Origin of the sequence: Pontiella desulfatans, from assembly GCF_900890425.1 — a bacterium.
In the GTDB taxonomy this organism is placed as follows: Bacteria; Verrucomicrobiota; Kiritimatiellia; order Kiritimatiellales; family Pontiellaceae; genus Pontiella; species Pontiella desulfatans.
Genome location: NZ_CAAHFG010000001.1, coordinates 2,693,360 through 2,713,845, shown reverse-complemented (window position 1 = coordinate 2,713,845; position 20,486 = coordinate 2,693,360). Strand labels below are relative to the sequence as shown.

The 20,486-nt window shown below is 58.5% G+C and carries 17 protein-coding genes; 11 read left to right on the top strand and 6 right to left on the bottom strand.

What is annotated here, in order from left to right; translation table 11 throughout:
- Positions 1-48: 48 nt before the first annotated feature.
- Positions 49-807 carry a nickel pincer cofactor biosynthesis protein LarB gene (gene larB, locus E9954_RS09485; RefSeq protein WP_136078941.1) on the bottom strand — a complete coding sequence of 253 codons (759 nt, stop codon included), beginning with the start codon at positions 805-807 and terminating at the stop codon, positions 49-51.
- Between the two features lie 150 nt (positions 808-957).
- Positions 958-1,851, bottom strand: a complete 894-nt coding sequence (locus E9954_RS09480; protein ID WP_136078940.1) for an HAD family hydrolase — start codon at positions 1,849-1,851, stop codon at positions 958-960.
- 234 nt (positions 1,852-2,085) lie between these two features.
- Between E9954_RS09480 and metK the strand changes: the two genes are divergently transcribed.
- From metK to waaF, 3 genes are all read left to right on the top strand, one after another.
- Entirely contained in the window at positions 2,086-3,273 is a 1,188-nt protein-coding gene (gene metK, locus E9954_RS09475) for a methionine adenosyltransferase (protein ID WP_136078939.1), read from the top strand.
- Positions 3,274-3,413: 140 nt separating this feature from the next.
- On the top strand, positions 3,414-4,595 hold the full coding sequence (gene lpxK / locus E9954_RS09470) for a tetraacyldisaccharide 4'-kinase (protein WP_136078938.1): 1,182 nt from the start codon (positions 3,414-3,416) through the stop codon (positions 4,593-4,595).
- On the top strand, positions 4,568-5,542 hold the full coding sequence (gene waaF / locus E9954_RS09465; protein ID WP_136078937.1) for a lipopolysaccharide heptosyltransferase II: 975 nt from the start codon (positions 4,568-4,570) through the stop codon (positions 5,540-5,542). The genes lpxK and waaF overlap by 28 nt, the downstream gene beginning before the upstream one ends.
- Positions 5,543-5,711: 169 nt before the next feature.
- On the opposite strand, the gene carB is transcribed toward waaF, so the two are convergent.
- The 3 genes from carB to carA are packed head-to-tail and all read right to left on the bottom strand — an operon-like array spanning position 5,712 to position 11,582.
- The gene (gene carB / locus E9954_RS09460) at positions 5,712-8,921 is read right to left on the bottom strand and encodes a carbamoyl-phosphate synthase large subunit (RefSeq protein ID WP_136078936.1); all 3,210 of its coding nucleotides are present in this window, start codon (positions 8,919-8,921) and stop codon (positions 5,712-5,714) included.
- 16 nt (positions 8,922-8,937) lie between these two features.
- Positions 8,938-10,485, bottom strand: coding sequence for a glutamine-hydrolyzing GMP synthase (guaA, locus tag E9954_RS09455; protein WP_136078935.1), 1,548 nt, complete (start codon positions 10,483-10,485; stop codon positions 8,938-8,940).
- Positions 10,482-11,582, bottom strand: a complete 1,101-nt coding sequence (gene carA / locus E9954_RS09450; RefSeq protein ID WP_136078934.1) for a glutamine-hydrolyzing carbamoyl-phosphate synthase small subunit — start codon at positions 11,580-11,582, stop codon at positions 10,482-10,484. Before carA ends, guaA begins: the two co-directional genes overlap by 4 nt.
- Positions 11,583-11,811: 229 nt before the next feature.
- Between carA and E9954_RS09445 the strand changes: the two genes are divergently transcribed.
- A complete protein-coding gene (locus E9954_RS09445; RefSeq protein ID WP_136078933.1) occupies positions 11,812-12,504 on the top strand; it encodes an HAD family hydrolase in 693 nt (230 codons plus the stop codon).
- 62 nt (positions 12,505-12,566) lie between these two features.
- On the opposite strand, the gene E9954_RS09440 is transcribed toward E9954_RS09445, so the two are convergent.
- The gene (locus E9954_RS09440) at positions 12,567-13,139 is read right to left on the bottom strand and encodes a DUF4136 domain-containing protein (RefSeq protein WP_136078932.1); all 573 of its coding nucleotides are present in this window, start codon (positions 13,137-13,139) and stop codon (positions 12,567-12,569) included.
- Positions 13,140-13,188: 49 nt separating this feature from the next.
- Between E9954_RS09440 and E9954_RS09435 the strand changes: the two genes are divergently transcribed.
- The 7 genes from E9954_RS09435 (at position 13,189) to araA (ending at position 20,483) form a co-directional block, all read left to right on the top strand.
- Complete coding sequence (locus E9954_RS09435; protein WP_136078931.1) at positions 13,189-14,343, top strand: aminoacetone oxidase family FAD-binding enzyme; 1,155 nt, start codon at positions 13,189-13,191, stop codon at positions 14,341-14,343.
- A gap of 82 nt (positions 14,344-14,425) precedes the next feature.
- The gene (locus E9954_RS09430) at positions 14,426-14,848 is read left to right on the top strand and encodes an FKBP-type peptidyl-prolyl cis-trans isomerase (RefSeq protein ID WP_136078930.1); all 423 of its coding nucleotides are present in this window, start codon (positions 14,426-14,428) and stop codon (positions 14,846-14,848) included.
- Positions 14,849-15,086: 238 nt separating this feature from the next.
- Positions 15,087-15,443: a hypothetical protein gene (locus E9954_RS09425; protein WP_136078929.1), complete on the top strand. Its 357-nt coding sequence runs from the start codon at positions 15,087-15,089 to the stop codon at positions 15,441-15,443.
- Between the two features lie 9 nt (positions 15,444-15,452).
- Positions 15,453-16,565: an IS1634 family transposase gene (locus E9954_RS09420; RefSeq protein ID WP_136078928.1), complete on the top strand. Its 1,113-nt coding sequence runs from the start codon at positions 15,453-15,455 to the stop codon at positions 16,563-16,565.
- A gap of 107 nt (positions 16,566-16,672) precedes the next feature.
- A complete protein-coding gene (locus E9954_RS09415) occupies positions 16,673-18,280 on the top strand; it encodes a xylulokinase (RefSeq protein WP_136078927.1) in 1,608 nt (535 codons plus the stop codon).
- A gap of 10 nt (positions 18,281-18,290) precedes the next feature.
- Positions 18,291-18,992 carry an L-ribulose-5-phosphate 4-epimerase gene (locus E9954_RS09410; RefSeq protein WP_136078926.1) on the top strand — a complete coding sequence of 234 codons (702 nt, stop codon included), beginning with the start codon at positions 18,291-18,293 and terminating at the stop codon, positions 18,990-18,992.
- Between the two features lie 21 nt (positions 18,993-19,013).
- Positions 19,014-20,483 (top strand): L-arabinose isomerase, encoded by a 1,470-nt coding sequence (gene araA, locus E9954_RS09405; RefSeq protein ID WP_136078925.1) that lies wholly within the window; start codon positions 19,014-19,016, stop codon positions 20,481-20,483.
- Positions 20,484-20,486: the final 3 nt, after the last annotated feature.

Below are 20,486 nucleotides of genomic sequence, written 5' to 3'. Positions count from 1 at the left end.
AGTATTTAGGAGCGTGAAGAGTGATGGTTGAGTCGTGGGATTCACGCCTCACGGATCACATTTCACTCCATTGTTGATCATGGCGGCCGAGAAGCCCCCTCCAAAGCCATTGTCGATGTTGACGACGGTTATGTTCGGTGCGCAGGAGTTGAGCATGGTGAACAACGGGGCGAGGCCGTTCAGGTGCGAACCATATCCGACCGAGGTCGGGACGGCGATCACCGGGCAGGGGGCGAGACCACCGACGACCGAGGGCAGGGCGCCTTCCATGCCGGCCACGGCCACGATGCACCGCGCCTGCTGGATTTTGTCGGTTTGCGCCAGCAACCGGTGGATGCCGGCAACGCCGCAGTCGTAAAGGCGTTCGACGTTTGCGCCGGAAATGGATGCGGTAACGGCGGCTTCTTCGGCAACGGGGATATCGGCGGTTCCCGCGGAAATCACCAAAACACTGCCGCTCTTTTGCCGGCCTTCGTTTTCGAGCGAGATGGTGCGCCCCAGCTCGTTGTAGACCAACCGCCCGTCCACCTTGGCCAGCCGTTCGAAGAGCGCCGGTTCGGCACGGGTCATGAGAATATTGTCGTTATGCTTTTCGAGTGCCTGGAAAATTTTTTCCACCTGCTCGTGGGTCTTGCCCTGGCAGAAGACGACTTCCGGGTATCCGGTGCGCAAGGCTCGATGATGATCCACCTTGGCAAAACCCATGTCCTCGAAAGGAAGTTGCTTGAGGGTGGACAATGTTTCAGGCAGATCGACCTCTCCCTGTTTAAACTGGGTCAGCAGCTTAACTAGCTTGTCAATTTCCATTACAGCCTCCGGCTAAAAATTCTAAGCACTAATATCGAAATCCGAAACAAATCCCAAACCCAAAGGCTTCAATGTATAAAACGGGGAAGGGACTCCTCTTTGTTTTGTCATTGTTCATTTGGATGTGTTTCGTTCTTGGGTAATTCGGGTTTAGGAATTCCGTTTCCACGGCGGTGTCCCCGGCAGCAAGGCCTTGAATTCACGAATCAATGTTTTTTGGTATTCCTCCGAGAACCCCCCGGCGAGAAATGCATCGTAGCCTTCATCCATGAAGCGCTGCCAGCTTTCTATTTCCTTGCCGGGGTTGATCGGGAAAAAATTGCAGCCAATGGCTTGGGCCGTGGCCATGTCGCCGGGGGCATCGCCCATCATGAGAATCGCGTTGGCCGGGTAGCGATCAACCGCGGACATGGTGAAATGGTCGATCTTGCTGCCCAATTCCGGGCCGGCTATCACGGAAACATATTTCGCCAAATCATCCCGATACCAATCTTTCAGCAAGGCCACCGCCTGGGTTTGGGAGATGACAATGGCATCTGAGGTTTTCTGGATGCGTGCCAGTGCCTTTTCAACCCCGTGGAATGGAGGTGGATCGGGCATGTTTTGGTCGATGTCTGCGTTGAGCTCGACGCTCCAGGCGTGCGCTTCCGCCAGTAATTGACTGCCCGTGCGCTCGGCTTCGGCTTTAAGGGTGGCGTTGCTGAGGGGCAAGCCGGAGTCGCAATATACATGCAGGTCGGTTGGGTCGGGCAGCTTCGCATGGTCACGCGCTTCCGGCCAGTCATTGAGTAGCTCGAAGGTTTTGCAGAGGCCGAGGAAGCGGTTGAGGCCCCGGTAGGTGGAATAGAGATAGGTGAATTCCGCCGCCGCACGCACCTGCGGTTCAATCGCCTCCAGCCCCCAGTGCCGTATGATCGCCGGGTGGAAATGGTCCTTTTGCTTGGCTTCCATCGTGTCGAACACGCAGCCATCGGAGTCGATGCCGACAAAGGTTTCGAAGCGGGGCAGGAAATTGATCAGGTCGTCTTTTGTGAATTCTTTCATGAATGTAGTCCAAATTGGACGCAAACAGTAGGTTGGTGCGGTGCGGCGGGTCAAGCTTTCTGGTCGCGCAGGAGAATCCCTCGGCATACGGTGCCACGGAAATAGCCACGGCCGTGGCCGTTTCCGTGGCCTCTAATGATGTGTTTTGCAATTTTTTTTATGGAATCCGTTCAATCCGTCCGCTACATTCCGCATCTATATTCACTAATCCGAATAAACGAATAGAGGTATCTTATGAGCAAAATCCGAGTAGACCACGTTTTTACATCCGAATCCGTTTCCGAAGGGCATCCCGATAAGGTATGCGACCAGATTTCCGACGCCATTCTTGACGCTTGCCTTGCGGAGGATTCCAAGAGCCGTGTGGCGTGCGAAACGCTGACCACCACCAACCTCGTGGTCAACGCCGGCGAAATCACCTGTGCCGGTTGGGATAACATTGATCCCGAAGCAATTGCGCGCGATGTTTGCCGCGATATCGGCTACGACCGCGAAGAGCTGGAGTTCTGTTCCGAGACCTTCGAATACATCAACCGCCTGCACGGGCAGTCGCCCGATATCTCCCAGGGTGTGACCGAAGGCGAGGGCCTTTTTGCCGAGCAGGGCGCCGGCGACCAGGGCATGATGTTCGGCTATGCGTCCAACGCCACCGAAGAGCTGATGCCGGCGCCGTTGGCCTTTAGCCATCGCCTCCTCGACGAGCTCCAGAAGATCCGCAAGGCAGGAACCATCCCGTATCTTCGCCCCGACTCCAAGTCGCAGGTTTCCATTAAGCACGTCGATGGCAAACCGGTTTCGATTGAAACCATTGTAATCTCGCATCAGACCGACGATGTGTCGCTGGAGCAGATTCGCGAAGACCTGATCAAGGTGTGCAAGGATGTGCTCGCCCCGACCGGGCTGCTGAAGGACGATACCGAATATTTCATCAATCCGACCGGCAAGTTCGTGATTGGCGGCCCCCACGGGGACGCCGGGCTGACCGGGCGCAAGATCATCGTCGATACCTACGGCGGCGTTGGCAGCCATGGCGGCGGGGCTTTCTCGGGCAAGGATCCGTCCAAGGTGGACCGTTCGGCAGCCTACTATTCCCGCTATGCGGCGAAAAACATCGTTGCCGCCGGCCTGGCCGATAAATGTGAAATCCAGGTGGCCTATGCCATCGGTGTTCCGAAGCCGTTGAGCATCAACGTCGATACCTACGGCAGCGGCACAGTGGACGATCATTTGATCGAGGAAGTGCTCAAATCCGGCGAAATCTTCGATTTCCGCCCGAGCGCGTTGATTGCCGATCTTGGCCTGATGACCCCGAGCGGATGGAGCTATCGCGACTCCGCGGCCTATGGCCACTTCGGCCGTCCGCAATTCCCATGGGAAAAGACCGACAAGATCGAGGCCCTCCGCAAGGCCCTAAACCTTTAAGCGTAGGCTTATTGGTTTGGAGAATGCGCGCTTCCTGCCGCCGGCGGGAGGCGCGCTTTTTTATGTGTACGAGTCCTTCCTTGAAGAATTTAAGGTTTTGGGTATAGTGCGCACACATTTTTTTAGCACTGCACCAATCTATGTCGAATAAACGCAAAATCGAGAACCTGGAAACCTATATGCTGTCCGTGTTGGATGGCACGGAAAAGGGCAAGTGGCCAACCACGCTACGGATCCTTCTAAAGGGATTATCGCTCCTGTTCTCCGTGATCGTCCAAGTGCGCCTGATGCTCTACAAGCACCGCATCATCCGCCCGAATACGCTGGGTTGCCAGGTGATCAGCGTGGGCAACCTGACGGTTGGCGGAACCGGCAAGACCCCGGTGGTGGAGGTGTTCGCCCGCAACCTTCAGCAGCAGGGGCGCAAGGTGGCCATTCTTAGCCGGGGATACAAGAGCAAGGAAATGTCGTTCCGCGAAAAGATGATCCAGCGCATCACCACCGGAAAGATCGAAACCCCGCCGCGCGTGGTTTCCGATGGCAAGCGGTTGCTGCTCGATTCCTGGACGGCGGGCGACGAACCCTACATGCTCGCCTCCAACCTGCCCAACGTGGCGGTCGTGGTCGACAAGGACCGCGTCAAGGCCGGGAAATACGCCATCAAGGAGCTCGGTTGCGACACGCTGATTCTCGACGATGGTTTCCAGTATCTCAAACTCGGGCATCGTCTCGATATCGCCCTTGTGGACCGCACCAATCCCTTTGGCGGCGGGCATCTCTTGCCACGGGGGTTGCTGCGCGAACCGATGCGCAACATCAAGCGCGCCGGCTTCATCTTCATTACCAAGTGCGGGGAAGAGGGCGAGCCGGAACTAAAGGAACAGCTGCGCCGCATGAACCCGGTGGCCGAAATCTCCGAATGCCGCCATGCGGCCAAGTATTTGAAGGATGTCTTCGGCGAGCAAACCTACCCGCTGGATAAGCTCAAGGGCATGAAGATTGCCGCCGTCTCCGCCATCGCCGTTCCGGAAAGCTTTGAGCGCGCGCTCGAGGCATTCGGCGCGGAAATCGTTTATAAGCGCCGGTTTGCCGACCACCATCGCTTTTCGCAGCAGGAAATCATCAACACCATCAATAGAAGCATCCAACGTGGTGCCGACGCCATCCTGACCACGGAAAAGGATGCCGTCCGATTTCCCTTTGTGGATCGCCGAGACATTCCGGTCATCTATATGCGCGTCGAAATCGAGATGCTGAGTGGCGAAGAGGAGTTCATGGACTGGATTTCACGCATTTGTTTCAAATCACCCCGGGCGGCATGACGCAGGAACGCATACTCATTATCGGCCTCAACTGGATCGGCGATGCCATCATGAGCATGCCCGCCATCCAGGCTTGCCGCGCCGAAAACCCGCAGGCGCACATTACGGTGCTGGTGAAGCCCTATCTCAAGCCGCTCTGGGAAATGCACCCGGTTCCCGACGATATACTCTGCCTGGAAAAGAAAACGGCAGCCAACATTGCGAAGCTGCGGGCGCTGGACTTCGACAAGGCCTGCATTCTGCCCAACTCCTTCCGTTCCGCCTTTCTGCCCACCATGGCCGGCATACGCCACCGCATTGGCCTCAAAGGCGAGTTGCGCAGCCTGATGCTGACCCAGGTGGTGCCCTTGGCCGGGGGGCATCAGTCGAATGAATATTTCCCGATCCTCGCTCCGGCGTCGGTCGAGCTGGTGCGGGAGCAGCCCGAACTCAATGTGCCTGATGCCGCATTCCCCGGGTTGGAAAACTATGCCGTCCTGATGCCCGGCGCCGCAAGGGGCGCTTCCAAGATGTGGCCCCTGTCCCATTTCGAGGAACTGGCAAAACGGATTCTTGCTGAAACGGACCTTGCCCTTGTTTTCGCCGGAGGAGCGGCGGATGCCTCCGCCTGTGAAGAGCTGTCGGAAAGATTGGGCCGCCGCTCAACAAGTGTTGCCGGGAAAACCAACCTGAAAGAGTGGACGGGATTGCTGAAAAACAGTCGGGTTGCCATTGCGAACGACAGTGGGGGCATGCACCTCGCCGCCGCGGTCGGAACTCCGGTTGTCGGCATCTATGGCATCACCGATCCCGACAAAACGGGCCCCTTGGCAAGACGGTTCCGGGTGGTTCAGAACAGTACGGTCAAGGCGCGCGAGATCTCGCGAAACTCGGAATTGGCGACCCAAGCCTTGGCTTCGATTTCCCCGGAGCAGGTCTTCCGCGCGGTTCAGGAGCTGTTGGCATAAAAAAAGGCGGCCGTGGTTAGCGACCGCCCCGGTTCAACAGAGGGAAAAGGAGAAAGAAAAACCCTCTATTTTCATTCAATTACGACTGTATTGACGCAAACCACCCCTTGGCGTTCAAAAAAAAGCGCCCGAATCTCTTCGGGCGCTTTTCCTGATCAATGAACCGGGCCTATGCGTGGTATTCCTGGATGGGCTTCACGTCCCAATCATTTTCCGAGATGTATTTGATGGCCTTGACCGATGCTTCGGCGCCGGATTGCGTGGTGACGATCGGTAGGCCGCGCAGGATGGCTTCCGAGCGAATCTTGATTTCGTCCACGCGGGCAACGGGGCCGCTGGGCGTGTTGACCAGCAGGTGGACGCCATTGCTCTTCATCAGGTCGATGACATTCTTTCCATCCTCGGAAAGCTTGTGCGTCAGGGTCACTTCCAGTCCGGCGTTGTGCAGCGCCTGGGCCGTACCTTCGGTGGCAACTAGCTTGAAGCCCAGTGCAACGAATTCCCTTCCAACCTCCACAATCCAGTCCTTGTCGCGGTCTTTTGCACTCAGGAAGACGGTTCCTTCGGTCGGCAGTACTTGGCCTGCGGCAACTTCCGCTTTCCAGAACGCCAGCTCAAAGCATTTGTCGATGCCCATCACTTCTCCAGTGGATTTCATTTCCGGCCCGAGGATCGGGTCGACGCCCGCAAAGCGGTTGAACGGGAAGACGGCTTCCTTGACGGCATACCACTCAATCTTGGGTTCGAACCCAACCAGCCCGAGTTCCTTGATGGTCTTGCCCATTGCAATCTGCGTGGCAATGTTGGCCAAAGGAACATTGGTGGCCTTGCTGACGTAGGGAACCGTGCGCGAGGCGCGCGGGTTGACCTCGATGATGTAGAACTCGTCGTCCTTGACGGCGATCTGCGCGTTCATCAGGCCTTTCACACCAATCTCCATCGCCATGGCGGTGCAGGCGGTCTTGATGCGTGCAACCATGTCGTCGGAGAGGGTGTAGGGCGGGATCGAGCAGGCGGAGTCGCCGGAGTGGATGCCGGCTTCCTCGACGTGCTCCATTACGCCGCCAACATAGACATCGGTGCCGTCGCAGACGAGATCGACGTCCACTTCGATGGCGTGTTCCAGGAAGCGGTCGATCAACACCGGGAAGTCCGGGCTGGCGGCAAAGGCCGCGTTGACGAACGGTTCGAGCTCCTCTTCCTCGTAGGCGACCATCATCGCGCGGCCACCGAGGACGAACGACGGGCGGATCATGACCGGGAAGCCAATGCGATGGGCGATGGCTTCCGCCTCTACCAGTGTTTTGGCGGTTGCCGATTCGGGCTGCTTGAGTTCCAGCTTGTCGAGCAGTTGTCGGAACAGTTCGCGGTCTTCGGCTGCGGCGATGCTCTTTGGCGAGGTGCCGAGAATCGGGACGCCGGCCTCCAGCAGGCGGTCGGCCAGGTTGAGCGGGGTCTGGCCGCCCATCTGGACAATCATGCCGAGCGGCTTTTCGGCCTCGTAGATGTTCATGACATCTTCGAAGGTGAGCGGCTCGAAGTAGAGCTTGTCGGAGGTGTCGTAGTCGGTCGAAACGGTTTCCGGGTTGGAGTTGACCATGATGGCCTCGTAGCCCATTTCGCGCAGTGCCTTGACGGTGTGTACGCAGGAATAGTCGAACTCAATGCCCTGGCCGATCCGGTTCGGGCCGGAGCCGAGCACGATGACGCTCTGTTTTCCGGTCTGGCGCGTTTCGTCGAGTTGGCCACCATAGGTGGAGTAGAAGTAGGGCGTGGAGGCCGCGAACTCGCCGGCGCAGGTGTCGACCAGGCTGTAGACCGGGATGATGCCGAGTTTTTTGCGGAGTGCGCGGATTGCATTTCCGGTGCAGTTGCGGAGTACGCCGATCTGCTCGTCGGAGAAGCCGTTCTTCTTGGCGAATTTCAGCAGGTCGTGATCCAGCTCGGGGGCATCGGCAATCTGTTTTTCGATCTCGACGATCTGCAGGATCTGGTCGATGAACCAGGGGTCGAGCTTGGTCATTTCCTGAATCTTCTCGATGGAATATCCCTTCTTCAGGGCCATCTTGATGGCGATGGTGCGCTCGGTGCAGGTCGTGAGCAGGTAGTTGTCGAGTTTCGCTTTCTCAACCTTGGCTTCGGCTTTCAGATCGAGACCGTCCACGCCGATCTCCAGGGAGCGGAACGCCTTCTGGAGCGATTCCTTGAAGTTGCGGCCAATCGCCATGGTTTCGCCGACCGACTTCATGCTGACGCCGAGCTTCGGATTCGCAGCCGGGAATTTTTCGAACGTGAAGCGCGGTAGCTTGGTTACGACATAGTCGATGGAGGGTTCGAAGCAGGCCGGGGTTTCCTTGGTGATGTCGTTGGGCAGCTCGTCGAGCGTGTAGCCGGCGGCCAGCTTGGCGGCCAGCTTGGCGATCGGGAAACCGGTCGCCTTGGAGGCCAGCGCGGAGGAGCGCGATACGCGTGGGTTCATCTCGATGATCGCCAGGCGGCCCGTATCGGGATGGATGCAGAACTGGACATTCGATCCGCCGGTTTCGACGCCGATCACGCGCAGCACCTTCAACGAGGCATCGCGCATGATCTGGTATTCGCGGTCGGTGAGGGTTTGCGCCGGGGCAACCGTGATGGAGTCGCCGGTATGGATGCCCATCGGATCCATGTTTTCGATGGCGCAGATGATGACGGCGTTGTCCTTCTTGTCGCGCATCACTTCCATCTCGTATTCCTTCCAGCCGAACACGGACTCTTCGAGCAGGACTTCGGTCGTCAGGCTGGCCTTCAGGCCGCCCTCGGCGATCCCCATGAGCTCTTCCATGTTGTCGGCAATGCCGCCGCCGGTTCCGCCGAGCGTGAAGGAGGGGCGGACGATGATCGGGAAATCGAGTTCTTCTTCGGCGACCCGCTTGGCTTCCACGAGGTCGTGCACCTCGTAGCTGCGCAGGGTTTCGATGCCGGCTTCGGCCATGGCCTGTTTGAAGAGGTCGCGCTCTTCGCCGCGCATGATGGCGTCGTAGTTGGCGCCGATCATTTCCACCCCGTATTTTTCGAGGATGCCTAGCTCAACCAACTTCATGGCCGTGTTGAGCGCGGTCTGTCCGCCGAGGGTCGGCAGGATCGCATCCGGCTTTTCCTTGATGATGATCTTCTCGACCGCCTCGGGGGTGATCGGCTCGATGTAGGTGCGGTCGGCGGTTGCCGGGTCGGTCATGATCGTCGCCGGGTTGGAGTTGATCAGCGAGATCGTATACCCCTCCTCGCGCAACGCCTTGCAGGCCTGCGTTCCGGAATAGTCGAATTCGCACGCCTGGCCGATCACGATCGGTCCGGAGCCAATAATTAGAATGTGGTGAATGTCGTCTCTCTTGGGCATTTTGTTTTCCTCTGAATTATTCCCATTCAATCGTGGACGGCGGCTTGGAGCTAATGTCGTAGCAGACGCGGTTAACGCCGGGGACTTCGTTGATGATTCGGTTCGAAATCGAGTCCATCACTTCGTAGGGCAGCTTGTACCAATCGGCCGTCATGCCATCGCGGCTTTCAACGGCGCGGACCGCCACGACGCTTTCGTAGGTGCGGTCGTCGCCCATGACGCCGACGGTCTGGATCGGCAGGAGGACGGCGAAGTATTGCCACACGTCGAGGTGGTTCGTCATCTTCATGATTTCCTCGCGGACGCGCAGGTCGGCCTGCTGGAGCACTTCGATGCGCTCGGGGGTGATGTCGCCGATAATCCGGACGGCCAGTCCGGGGCCCGGGAAGGGCTGGCGATCAACCACATAACTCGGCAACCCGAGCTCGCGGCCCACTTCGCGGACTTCATCCTTGAAGAGTTCGCGGAGCGGTTCGACCAGGTCGAACTGGAGATCGTCCGGCAACCCGCCGACATTGTGGTGGCTCTTGATGGTGGCGGAAGGGCCGCCAATCGGGGAGACGGATTCGATGACATCCGGATACAGCGTGCCCTGGCCCAGGAATTTCACTTTGTCGCTGAGTCCGCGCGCTTTTTCGGCAAAGACATCAATGAAGGTGCTGCCGATGATCTTGCGCTTTTGCTCCGGATCGGAAACGCCTTTGAGCTTGCCCAGGAAAAGGTCGCCGGCGTGCGCCACGTGGAGGTCGATCCCGAATGCGCGGCCAAACAGATCTTCGATCTCCTCGGTTTCGCGGTAGCGCATCAGGCCGTTGTCCACATAGACGCAGTGGAGCTGGGTGCCGATCGCCTTATGGAGCAGGGCGGCGACGACGGAGGAGTCGACTCCTCCGGAGAGGCCGAGCAGCACATGGTTTTCACCCACCTGCTTGCGGATTTGCCGAATGGTATCTTCGACGAACTTGGACATTTCCCAGTCGCCGGAGCATTTGCACACCTTGAAGGCGAAGTTCCAGAGCATTTCCTTGCCCTGGGGGGTGTGCACCACTTCCGGATGGAACTGGACGCCGAAAATGTTGCGGTCGAGGTTCTGCATGGTGGCGTAGGGGCAGTTGTCGGATTCGGCAACGGCCTCGAACCCTTCGGGCATGGTTTCCACCTTGTCGCCATGGCTCATCCAAACCTGGAGGTCGGGCGCCAGCCCCTTGAAGAGCGGCGAGTCCTTGGTGATGGTCATCATGGCCTTGCCATATTCGCGCTTGAGCCCCGGCTTGACCGACCCGCCCAGGGTGTGGGCGGTCAGCTGCATGCCGTAGCAGATGCCGAGGATCGGAATGCCGAGGTCGAAGAGGGCGGGATCGCACTTCGGCGAATCCTCGTCCGGAACGCTGCACGGGCCGCCGGAAAGGATGATGCCCTTCGGCGCACGTTTCTTGAGCTCTTCGGCGGAGGTATCGAAGCGGATGATTTCGCAGTAGACCTTCTGTTCGCGGATGCGGCGGGCGATCAGCTGCGTGACCTGGGAGCCGTAATCTAAAATGGCGATCCATTCGGGATGATTCATTTTTGGTTTTCCTTCATTAAGTCGATGAACTCCTCGAAGAGGTAGAACGGGTCGTGGGGGCCGGGGGCGGCCTCCGGGTGGTACTGCACGCAGAAGAGCGGTTGCAGCTTATGCTGGAGGCCGGCGACCGTGTTGTCGTTGAGGTTGATGTGGGTGACTTCGGCCACGTCCGGGTTCACGGTGTCGGCATCGATGCAGAAGCCATGGTTGTGGGAGGCAATCTCCACCTTGGTGGTGCGCAAGTCCTGGATCGGCTGGTTGCCGCCGCGATGGCCGAACTTGAGCTTGAACGTATTGGCGCCAAGCGCGCGGCCCAGCATCTGGTGGCCGAAGCAGATGCCGAACATCGGAATCTTGGATTCGATCAGCTGGCCAACCAGTTTGGTGGTTTCCGGTGCGCCGGCCGGGTCGCCGGGACCGTTGGAGACAAAGATGCCATCGGGCTGGGTGGCGATGATTTCGTCGGCGTTGGAGTTGTTCGGGTAGACGGTGCATTCGCAGCCCAGATCGGCGAGGATGCGCAACTGGTTGAGTTTGATGCCGCAGTCGATCACCGCAACCTTATAGACGGCATCGGGCTTGCCCCCTTCCGGCCAGACATAGGTTGAGGCGGTTGTGACTTCGGAGGCGAGGTCGCGGCCGACGAGGCCTTCGGACGCCTTGGCCTTGGCGACCAGGCTCTCCTTGTCGAGATCCTCGGTGGAAACCACGCACTTCATGGCCCCCTTGTCGCGGATGTGCAGGGTGATGGCGCGGGTGTCGACATCATCCACGCCGATCTTGCCGTTTTCCTCCAGGTATTCGGGGAGCGATTTGGTTGCTCGCCAGTTGCTGTGGATGCGGGAACATTCGCTCACCACCAGGCCCTGGGCGAAAATTCCGCGCGATTCCACATCTTCGTCGTTGATGCCGTAGTTTCCTATGAGCGGATAGGTCATGGTGACGATTTGGCCATGGTAGGAGGGGTCGGTAAGAATCTCCTGATAGCCGGTCATCGAGGTGTTGAAGACCAGTTCGCCGTAGAATTCGCCGGAACCCGCAAAGGCGCGGCCTTCGAAGCAGGTGCCGTCTTCAAGTGCAATAATCGCTTTTTTCATAGTGTTTTCCGTAAATTCCCGTCGTTACAGAGCCTTGTTTTTTCAAAATTCGGCATATCATCCATGTCGTGCCGTCCCCATGCAACCCTTTATATGAGGGAATTGTTTTCCGGCCCCGTCCCGACCTTCGATTCACTTCAAAAATAGGGTGTTGACCTTGGGGAACAAGCTACATACACTACGCCCTCATTTTTTAAAAAACAGCCGTATATTAAGGAGAAAGCATTTCATGAGCGCTGCAGAAAAAGCAACCCGCACGACCCACGCCCTGATCTTTGAACTGGAGTATGTTGCCGCCAAGACTCGCGCGGTCGAGTTCGAGTCGGTCAAAAGCGCGGTCGGCACCAAGGGCGTTGAGCTTTCGCCTATCATGTTTTCCCGTTCCGGCATGTCGCCACTGCACCGCAGTGCCGTTACCGATGTCCTCACGCAGGCCGGTAAAAAAGCCGATGCCATCGAAAAGGCCGTCGCCGAAGTCGATAAGACCGTTGCCAACTATTGCGAAAACGAAGCCGAACTCGATAGCGGTCTCGCCAAACTGATCAAGGCCACGCAAGAGCGCGGAATTCCGGTGGTCACCTTCACGGCGTTGCCCGTGGCCACGGCCAAAAAGCTGATGGCCAGGCTCGGCCTCGACGCCCTTGGCGTGGAGCTGATCATTCCGGAAGAGGTGAAGGAATCCTTCCCGCGCGCCGACGACTGGCTGAAAATGCTCAAGCAGTGCGACAAGGAACACTCCACCCTCGTGGCCGTCGTGTCGTCGCAGGTGGCCTGCAAGGGCGCTTTGACCGCCGGTGCGGCCTGCATCGTTGTTCCGGACGAATATACGGCCTTCCAAGACTTCAGCGGCGCAAAAATGGTGCTCGACTCCCTCGAGGACGAAAAGCCCAACGCCATCCTGGATCTCACCTTGCGGATGTAGTTCCAGCAAGCCGATTCAAGGAAACGCCGATCCGGTTTGCCGGGTCGGCGTTTTGTTTTGGGCTACGGAATGCGGGTGGTGATCTTGCGGGCGATGCGGCGAAGATGCTCTTTCTGTTTTTCCTGCGGCATGGAGCGGTTTAGCTTGGTTTGCAGGGTTCCGCTCCATGCTTTTTCGTTGTTCCGGGTGTCGTAGACCAGTAGGGAAAGGGTGCCGATTTCCACCGTGTAGACATTGAGATCCGGGCTTTGGTCGCTATAGCCCCATTTGCCGGAATCGTTGTTGAACGTGAACCCCCCGCCGGTCAACCGCGGTTCCCCTTCGCTCGGCGGGGTGGTGTATTCCTCGTGTTCCGCGAGCTTGATGTAGTAGACCACCTGGATGTCGGCCTGGTCGGAATCGAGCACCTGCTTCCAGCCCCGGGCAGAGAGCTCGTTATTCAGGGCCATCTGCATGTTTCCGTTCAGGATGGTGTCCTCTTCGTCAAGGATTTTGGCGGGGGGCTGGACCCACTCGTAGGTTTCGACCCCGGAAAAGTCGAAGTCGGGGTTTTGTTCGGAGTCCACCTTCATGCTGGTGCATGCGGTCAACGTGGTAAGGGTGGCAACGAACAACAGGCCGGTCGTGATTTTCATGGAGTCTCCTAGTTGGAAAAGAATATAGGTTCTGCCAACATGGGTGTCTATGAGTAAAACAGATCTCGTAATTATTGGAGGAGGGGCGGCCGGCCTGATGGCCGGTGCCGCGGCCGGCGAGCTGGGCTTGAAGACGCTTGTGCTGGAACGCAAGCACAAGCCCGGGCGCAAACTGCTGATGTGCGGCAACGCGCGCTGCAACCTGACCACGAATATTTCGGAAGAGCGGATGCTGCAAATGTTCGGTGATCCGGTCGGTCCGTTTCTTGAGCCATCCATCCGGGCCTTCACCCCATCCATGCTTCAGCGCTGGTTCGCGTTGAGCGGGTTGAAGACGGTGGTGAAAGCGGGCAACAAGGTCTACCCCCATACGGAACGGGCGTCCGATGTGCTGAACCTCTTCACCGACCTGCTGCGCGATGGCAATGTTTCGCTGGCCTGCTCGGCGGTGGTGCAGGCGTTGGAAAAAACGAAGAACGGTTTCCGGATCAGCACCGACAACTTTGTGGTGGAGGGGAACTATGTGCTGGTGGCAACCGGCGGCGTCAGCTATCCCAAAACCGGTTCGGTGGGCGATGGGCAGGAATGGGCGAAAAAGCTCGGGCATTCGCTCGAGCCATTCCGTCCGGGACTGGTCGGCTTCGAGGTGGAACCCTCCGTCATCAAGGGGCGGGTCGGCAAGGTTTATGAGAAAGTCCTGGTGGATGTCGTCGTCGACGGACGCAAGGTGGCCGAAACGCGCGGCGTCTACGAAATCGAAAAATGGGGCATCGGCGGAACCGCGCTAACCGATGCCAGTCGCCATGTGGCCCGTGGCAACTTTGGAAGCTATTCATTGGTTGTGCACATCCAAGATGGAAAAGCGGAGGAGATCCGGCCATTGGGAACGCGCTCGATCAAGGAAGCCATGGTGACGGTGGGTGGCGTTGCGTTGAACGAGATCGATCCGCAAACGATGGAGTCGGGAAAGTGCCCCGGGCTCTATTTTTCCGGCGAAGTGCTGGATGTGGACGGGCCGACGGGCGGCTACAACCTGCAAGCCGCTTTTTCGACCGCCCGGCTGGCGGTCTCCGCCATTGGAAAACGGTGCGGAAAAGGGGCTTTGCCTCAACCCCGCGCCGCTGAATCTCGCCCGCATAATCCCCGGCGCGATGCCCGTGCGCATCCCCATGGAAAGCCATCCCGGCCGCGCCGGCGCAAATAAATCTGCCGGGTTATGGGGTTGCCATCAGAAACCATGCCTGTAAGGTGCCCGTTTAATTCATCTCCAAAAGAAAGGCAATTTGATGATTGAAAACGGAAAAAAGGTAACCATCCACTACACCGGAACCCTCGACGACGGTAGTCAGTTCGACTCGTCCGCCGGGCGCGACCCGCTGGAATTCGAAATGGGCGCCGGCATGGTGATCCCGGGCTTTGAAAAAGGCGTGGCCGATATGGAAGTCGGCGACAAGAAAACCATTAATATCCCTGCGGCGGAAGCCTATGGCGAAAAGCGCGACGAAATGGTGATGGAGTTCGACCGTTCCCAGCTTCCGGAAGATCTCGAACCCGAAGTGGGCATGGGGTTGCAGATGCAGGGCCCGCAGGGACAGCCGGTTCCAGTTCAGATCACGGAAGTGGCCGAAGCCACCATCACGATCGATGCCAACCATCCGTTGGCCGGCCAGAACCTCAACTTCGAGCTTGAGCTGGTGTCGGTGAACTAGCCCAACTTCCGCGGGCTAAAAAAGTTTTCCAGGCATGGTTTCTTGCAACCCGTTTGTCTTATGCATGATGCGCCAATTTGCTTGAAATCGGAAGCCGAGACTCGGTTTTTGTAATGCCTTGATTATCAAGGTTCTGGTTTTTTTCAATGCCCGCTGTAGTGACTGCAATGCGGATTTGTCCTGTTTTTTCCTGCGAATGCCGAAGTAGTCTTTCTGCGTTGATCAACGGAGGACGGCCATGTTTTTCAGGGAAAAGAAAACGCGCAAGACCCGAGTAGCGCAACTGGTGGAAAACCGCCGTGACTCCGAAGGGAAGGTCCGCCAGCGCGTGGTGGTTTCGCTGGGGGGATGCCCGGTTCCCGACGAGCACCGCAAGCGGGTGGCGGCGGAGCTTTCCCGGCGCATGGCCGGATATGAACAGCTGCTTTCGGAGGAGCCGATCATTGAATACTGGGTGGGCCGGGTGATCGAACACATGGAGGAAGCCGGAAGCCTTCCGCCGGCAGCCCGGCGGGAGGTTCCGACGTGGCCCACCTGCGCCGCAAGGAGCGCGATCTGTTCAACCTCGACCAAACCATCCTGCTTTACGATCTGAACAACGGCTATTTCGAGGGCAGCGGCGCACTCAACTCCCTGGCCCGCCGGAGCGTCGCCTCCTAAGGAAAAGCGATCCGACTGCCCGCTCATCTCGGTCGGGATCGTGCTCGATGCGGAAGGGTTCATTATCCGGCACAAGGTCTTCGCCGGGAATATCAGCGACCGCAAAACCCTGCTTGACGCCGTCGCCGACCTCGAGCAAATCCCCGGCGGCGAAGCCAGGCCGGTGGTCATCGTCGATGGAGGCATGGCGAGCCTGGCCAACCTCGATGCACTGCGCGACCGCGGCTACGACTACATCGTCAACGGCAAGCGCCGCTCCCGCGCGGAGTTCGCCGACGGCTTCCTCGACATCGACCGCTTCCGGCTCGTCGAGGGCCGCGGCAAGTCCGGCGAAAAACAACCCGTATTCGTCCGCCGGATCACCTCCGGCGACGAAACCGTCGTGCTCTGCCGCAGCGCCGGACGAAAGCAGGAAGAAGATGCCATCCAGGACAACGCCGAACGCAAACTCATCGAAGGACTCGAAACCCTGCGCGCGCCGATCATGCGTAATGACAAACGGCTCAAGCTCGAAGAAGGCCCCGCGCTCGTCAACCGCATCATCGGGCGGCTGTCCGGCCGGACCACCCGCGCCTCACGGCTCAACGAAATCAACTACGAGCCCGAAACCCGACACCTCAACTGGTGCCGCAAAGAAACCCAATGGGACACCACGCGCGATCTGCACGGATGCTACCACCTGCGCAGCACCCTCGAACTCGAAGACCAGCAGCTATGGCGGCTCTACATCACCCTCGTCCCCGTCGAAGACGCCTTCCGCAGTATGAAAAAAGCGACCTCGGCCTCCACCCCTTCCACCACCAGCTCGCCGACCGCTGCCGCACCCTCATCATCCCTGAGGCCGACGGCCCCGAACACCACATCCGCAAACCCGGTCGCCCCAACCCCGTCCAGAAACTCATCCATACGATGCTCGGCATCGGCTGGACCTCGCTTCCGGTCCATCGGCATACCTACCCAAAAGAGGCCTGCGCGAAAATGTAGTGCCTGCATCCGCGCAACCCCATGCGGCAGAGTCTTCTGTTTTTTATGCCGCGGAAGTTGGGTTAAACTTTAGATTTGCTCTGGCGGGGTTGCGCAAAATCTAAAAAAATAAGCGTGAGAATGGGTGGACGTTTGGGAGGAATCGGTCTTCAATAAATCAAATATTTGGAGAAAAAAGTCATGGTGAGCATTGATAGATCAACAGGTGTGGAAACGATTCGGAATGGACAAGGAACGGTTGGAATTGAAATGGGGTCGACCCGCATCAAGGCCGTTCTGGTTGATGCGGGCAACCGGCCCATTGCATCGGGGGGGCATGCCTGGGAAAATACGCTGGACGACGGGGTCTGGACGTATCCGCTGGGCGAAGTGTGGAGTGGGATTCAAGCCAGCTTCGCCGATCTTCAGAAAAACGTCCAAAACGACTACGGCATCACCCTGAAGAAAATCAAAGCCATCGGTTTTAGTGGTATGATGCATGGCTACATGGTTTTCGATGCCGACGGTAATCAGCTGGTGCCGTTCCGCACCTGGCGCAACAACTTTACCGCGCAAGCCTCGGAAGAGCTGACCCAGCTCTTCGACTATCCGATCCCGCAGCGCTGGAGTATTGCCCACCTTTACCAGGCGATCCTGAACGGCGAAGAGCACGTGGGGCGGATTGCCCACATGACGACCCTGGCTGGATATGTGCATTGGAAACTGACCGGGCAAAAGGTGATGGGCATCGGCGAGGCTTCCGGTATGTTCCCGATAGACATTGAATCGCAAAACTTCAATGCCGCGCTGGCCGAGGTGTTTAATGCGCGGGTCGGCAACAAAGGATATGCCTGGAAGCTTGGGGCTTTGCTTCCAAAGGTGCTGCCGGCCGGAGAACCGGCCGGGGAGCTGACGGAAGAAGGGGCGAAGCTGCTCGATCCCGCCGGAAACCTGGAAGCCGGAATTCCGCTATGCCCCCCGGAGGGCGATGCCGGAACAGGCATGGTGGCCACCAACAGCGTTGAGGTTCGCACGGGCAATGTTTCTGCCGGCACCTCGGTCTTTGCCATGCTGGTATTGGAGAAGGAGCTTGCACGGGCGCATCATGAGATTGATCTGGTTACCACCCCCGACGGCAAGCTGGTTGGCATGGCGCATTCGAACAACTGCTCATCGGACTACGACGCCTGGATCAACCTGTTCGCCCAGGCGGTACATGCCTTGGGAGCGGAGGTTTCCACTCCGGTTCTTTACGATACGCTGCTGGGGTTGGCGCTGGAGGGCGATCCCGACTGCGGCGGACTGCTGGCCTACGGCTATGTGTCCGGCGAGCATATGACCGGCTTCAGCGAAGGCCGCCCGTTGTTTGCACGTTCATCGGACAGCAACTTCACGTTGGCCAACTTTATCCGCACCCACTTGTTCACCGCCCTCTGCGCACTTCGCACCGGCTTGAATGTCCTGTTCGATGAAGAGGGGGTTGAAGTGGATGAAATCCGTGGGCATGGCGGTTTCTTTAAAACGCCGCTCGTCGGGGAGCGTATTATGGCGGCGGCGACCGGTTCGCCGGTTTCAACGTTGGCCACGGCCGGGGAGGGCGGTGCCTGGGGCATTGCCCTGCTGGCAAACTACATGACCCGCGAAGACCAGGCGGAAACCCTGACGGAATTTCTCGGGAAGGTGTTTGAAGGCTGCATGAGTGAAGCGGTTCAGCCCGACCCCACCGATGTAGAAGGCTTCAATGCCTTCTTTAAACGCTACCATGCCGGCCTGGCGATCGAACGCGCGGCCGTGGGCTCACTGGCATAAGGAGAGTGCGATGGATTACGATGCTTTGAAGGAACGGGTCTGCGCGGCGAACAAGGAGATCAACCGGGTTCAGCTGGCGATTCTCACATGGGGCAATGCCTCGGAAGTGGATCGCGAAGCCGGCGTTTTTGCGATCAAACCAAGCGGCGTGGATTACGATGAAATGACGCCGGATGACATTCCGATCATTTCGCTGGAAACCGGTGAAAAGTTGGAAGGGGCAATGAACCCGTCATCCGATACGGCCACGCATTGGCACCTCTATAAAGCGTTTCCAGACATTGGAGGAATCGTGCATACGCATTCGCCCTATGCCACGGCCTGGGCGCAGGCGCACCGCGGAATTCCATGCCTTGGAACCACGCACGCCGACACCTTCTATGGTGCGGTTCCGTGCACCCGCCCGCTGACGCAGGCGGAGATCGAAGGCGAATACGAACTCAACACCGGCAAGGTGATCGAAGAGCATTTTGTGAACAACGGGCTGAAGGCGGTTGAGCTTCCCGGTGTGCTGGTTTCCAGTCACGCACCCTTTACCTGGGGTGCCGATGCCTTGAAGGCGGTAGTCAACGGTCGTGTGTTGGAAGAGGTGGCCAAAATGGCCGCCACCACGTTTGCGCTGAATCCGAACCTGGGTAGTGTTGATCAGTTCCTGCTGGATAAGCACTACCTCCGCAAGCATGGAGCAAATGCCTACTATGGACAAAAATAATTTCAATCAGGAGAATTCATAATGAGCAAGAAAACAGAACTATGGTTTGTAACCGGCAGTCAGCACCTCTATGGGCAGAAAACGCTCGACCAGGTGGCCGCCGATGCCAGGGAAATTTCCGCCGCACTGAATGCGGATTCGATTGTCCCGGTGGAGGTCGTGTGGAAGCCAACCGTCAAAACGGCGGACGAAGTCTATGCCCTTTGCCGCGATGCCAATGCGGACGACGCCTGCATCGGTTTGATCACCTGGATGCACACCTTCAGCCCGGCCAAGATGTGGATTTCCGGATTGACCGCACTGAAAAAACCGTTCGCGCATCTGCACACCCAGTTCGGGCGCGACATCCCGTGGTCGGAAATCGATATGGATTTCATGAACCTCAACCAGTCCGCGCATGGCGGCCGCGAGTTCGGCTTCATCTGTTCCAGGCTTCGGAAAAACCGTACCGTCATCGTCGGCCACTGGGAAGATCCGGCCGTCCGCGAAGAGCTCGGTGTCTGGGCGCGCGTTGCCAAAGGGTGGAACGAGTCGCAAAACCTCAAGGTGGCGCGGTTTGGCGACAACATGCGCAACGTGGCCGTCACCGAGGGCGACAAGGTCGAGGCGCAGATCAAGTTCGGCTACCAGGTAAACGGCTACGGCATGGGCGATCTGAAAGCCTACGTCGATAAAGTCACCGACGCGCAGATCAAGGAACTCGTGGCGGAATACGGCACGCTCTATTCCATCGCCGGCGATGCGCTGATGGACAATGTGGCGGAGCAGGCGCGTATTGAAATCGGCATGCGCACCTTCCTCGAAGAGGGCGGGTTCGGCGCCTTCACCACCACCTTCGAAGACCTGCACGGCTTCAGGCAATTGCCCGGCCTCGCCGTTCAGCGCCTGATGGCCGACGGCTACGGCTTCGGCGCCGAGGGCGACTGGAAGACCTCCGCCATGATGCGCATCATGAAGGTGATGGGCGAGGGGCTCGAAGGGGGCACTTCGTTCATGGAGGACTACACCTACCACTTCGATCCCGCCGGCAACAAGGTGCTTGGTTCGCACATGCTCGAAGTCTGCCCGTCCATCGCTTCGGGCCAGCCTTCGCTGGAAACGCATCCTCTGGGGATCGGCGGCAAGGATGATCCCGCGCGCCTGGTCTTCAATTCACCGGCCGGCCCGGCGATCAACGTTTCGCCGATCGACATGGGCAACCGCTTCCGCATCATCGTTAATGAAGTTGAAGCCGTGGTTCCGGAACACGACCTGCCGAAACTGCCGGTCGCCCGCGTGCTGTGGGTACCGCAGCCGAGCCTCAAGGTCGGCGCAGCCGCGTGGATCCTCGCCGGCGGCGCCCACCACACCGTCTATTCGCAGCAACTCGATACCCGCCATATCGAAATCTTTGCCGAGATGGCAGACATGGAGCTGGTGGTGATCGACGAAGAAACGAAGCTGCGTTCCTTCAAGCAGGAGCTGCGCTGGAACGAAGCCGCCTACCGCTAGGGT

Excerpts from the sequence above, each read along its gene's own strand:
- larB (WP_136078941.1), bottom strand. The coding sequence starts at position 807 with ATGGAAATTGACAAGCTAGTTAAGCTGCTGACCCAGTTTAAACAGGGA.
- E9954_RS09480 (WP_136078940.1), bottom strand. The coding sequence starts at position 1,851 with ATGAAAGAATTCACAAAAGACGACCTGATCAATTTCCTGCCCCGCTTC.
- metK (WP_136078939.1), top strand. The coding sequence starts at position 2,086 with ATGAGCAAAATCCGAGTAGACCACGTTTTTACATCCGAATCCGTTTCC.
- lpxK (WP_136078938.1), top strand. The coding sequence starts at position 3,414 with ATGTCGAATAAACGCAAAATCGAGAACCTGGAAACCTATATGCTGTCC.
- carB (WP_136078936.1), bottom strand. The coding sequence starts at position 8,921 with ATGCCCAAGAGAGACGACATTCACCACATTCTAATTATTGGCTCCGGA.
- guaA (WP_136078935.1), bottom strand. The coding sequence starts at position 10,485 with ATGAATCATCCCGAATGGATCGCCATTTTAGATTACGGCTCCCAGGTC.
- carA (WP_136078934.1), bottom strand. The coding sequence starts at position 11,582 with ATGAAAAAAGCGATTATTGCACTTGAAGACGGCACCTGCTTCGAAGGC.
- E9954_RS09445 (WP_136078933.1), top strand. The coding sequence starts at position 11,812 with ATGAGCGCTGCAGAAAAAGCAACCCGCACGACCCACGCCCTGATCTTT.
- E9954_RS09440 (WP_136078932.1), bottom strand. The coding sequence starts at position 13,139 with ATGAAAATCACGACCGGCCTGTTGTTCGTTGCCACCCTTACCACGTTG.
- E9954_RS09435 (WP_136078931.1), top strand. The coding sequence starts at position 13,189 with ATGAGTAAAACAGATCTCGTAATTATTGGAGGAGGGGCGGCCGGCCTG.
- E9954_RS09430 (WP_136078930.1), top strand. The coding sequence starts at position 14,426 with ATGATTGAAAACGGAAAAAAGGTAACCATCCACTACACCGGAACCCTC.
- E9954_RS09425 (WP_136078929.1), top strand. The coding sequence starts at position 15,087 with ATGTTTTTCAGGGAAAAGAAAACGCGCAAGACCCGAGTAGCGCAACTG.
- E9954_RS09415 (WP_136078927.1), top strand. The coding sequence starts at position 16,673 with ATGGTGAGCATTGATAGATCAACAGGTGTGGAAACGATTCGGAATGGA.
- E9954_RS09410 (WP_136078926.1), top strand. The coding sequence starts at position 18,291 with ATGGATTACGATGCTTTGAAGGAACGGGTCTGCGCGGCGAACAAGGAG.
- araA (WP_136078925.1), top strand. The coding sequence starts at position 19,014 with ATGAGCAAGAAAACAGAACTATGGTTTGTAACCGGCAGTCAGCACCTC.